Origin of the sequence: Pollutimonas rozaliensis (assembly GCF_048751585.1) — a bacterium.
GTDB lineage: Bacteria > Pseudomonadota > Gammaproteobacteria > Burkholderiales > Burkholderiaceae_B.
On record NZ_JAZHOB010000020.1, the window covers coordinates 1 to 1,582 of the forward strand.

A 1,582-nucleotide genomic window follows, 5' to 3' on the forward strand; every position below is an offset into this window, starting at 1 on the left:
GAAAGATGACACCCGGCGATGAGATTCGAGGGGTCGCATCAGCATCGCCCTCGCCCTCCACTTCCTCAAACACCCCGACTAAAGTCGAGTTTATTTTAAACAATAATAAGCTACTCAATCGTGCCTAAGGATGGAGTGGCTGAGTCACGAATTGAGCTGTTTCAGGGGTCTCTTCAATAAAATCATGACTGCCATATTCATTATTATTTAAGTTTAAATGCTTATAACTGAGCACATAAAAATCACTATATTTTTTCATCACAATCGGGTGCATGCCTGCGGTTAAAGGCTCGTGTTCTTTAAATAATTTCATGATGTGTCGATCATTCATCGCCACAACATAGCGTTCATCATTTAAAGTAATCTGTACCAGAGCACTGCCCTTGGCAAAAATTGGAATCAAAAATTTATGATTTAAAGCAATCGCGCTGGCTGCATAACTTTCAATTTTTTGGCTAATCACATTAAACACCAAGCCATGACCAAAAGAGTCGAGTAACTGGCTGCTATTTTCCTGCGGTAAATTGACCTGTATGCCCAGTTTCAGTAAATCTTGCTGACTGACTTGCTTATTACTCAACAATTCTCTTAATAGCTGTTGTTTCAACTTTGCGTCAAAAAACTGGTTATCGAGCTGTAAATCATTGTTAATTAAAATTGAACCCAAGGCATTTTTATGGCGTGGCAATAAGTTCTCAATCACTTTACGATAATAAAACTTACTGTTCTTTTTGACCTGGCGGATCTTCTTATAAAAGTAAGTGGCATCAAAATCATGCAACAAGAAGTCATGCAATAATTCTGAACTGGCCAGTACCGCAATGGCATCATGCCCAGTAAAAGGTAAATTCAAGGTATGAATGTGCGGTAACACTTGTTCAAGCTTTACATATTGCGCACGATCTTCTGGGCAATAAGGATCATAAACCACAATGTATTCACGCTCAGCAGAAACATCTTGCGGCTGGATTTGCATGTTGGCATTCAGTTCTGCATGAAAGAACATGTTATAACGCGGGTCTTCAACATCGTCAGGATTAATTGAATACTGTGGCACTAAGGCAACCACACGTTTTAAATCGAGTAAATTGGAATATTTAATCGCGGCATAACCGCCCATTGAACCGCCATAGCCAATGCGGGTTTTAAAGGGTGCAATCAGGTCTTGAATTTCGGCAAACATCTGACGCATTGAGCTTTCAGGAAACCACGATTTCTGCTTCGGCATAATGCCAATGACATTGAAATCATGTTTAAGCAGTGACTTTTCAGCATTAATCGACAACCCTTTGGCACGCGTAATTAAATCGCCAAAAGAGAAAATCAACTCATCTGATGAGCCTCTTAAAAAAATTGCCCGAATTTGTTCGTCTTCAAAAATAATGTGTTTTTCCATTTCCACACCGAAGCAAATCGGCCCTTGTTTTTAGAGTCAATAAAACAAATAGACAGTGTGCCTATTTACCAAAAGCCAATATGTTATTTTATAGATGCTCAGAAGATTAACGGATAGGAAATTCAACCGCATGAGGCCAAGTATGGCACGAGTTTTGGGCCTCGAAACACGTTCGGCCAAGGAAGG

At 39.9% G+C, this 1,582-nt stretch carries 1 protein-coding gene; it reads right to left on the reverse strand.

Annotation, left to right across the window (positions count from 1 at the left end):
- Positions 1–124: 124 nt before the first annotated feature.
- Positions 125–1,396 carry a hypothetical protein gene (locus V0R37_RS21780; RefSeq protein WP_420376512.1) on the reverse strand — a complete coding sequence of 424 codons (1,272 nt, stop codon included), beginning with the start codon at positions 1,394–1,396 and terminating at the stop codon, positions 125–127.
- Positions 1,397–1,582 lie beyond the last annotated feature (186 nt).

Coding starts and splice junctions, on each gene's coding strand:
- V0R37_RS21780 (WP_420376512.1), bottom strand. CDS start 1,396: ATGGAAAAACACATTATTTTTGAAGACGAACAAATTCGGGCAATTTTT.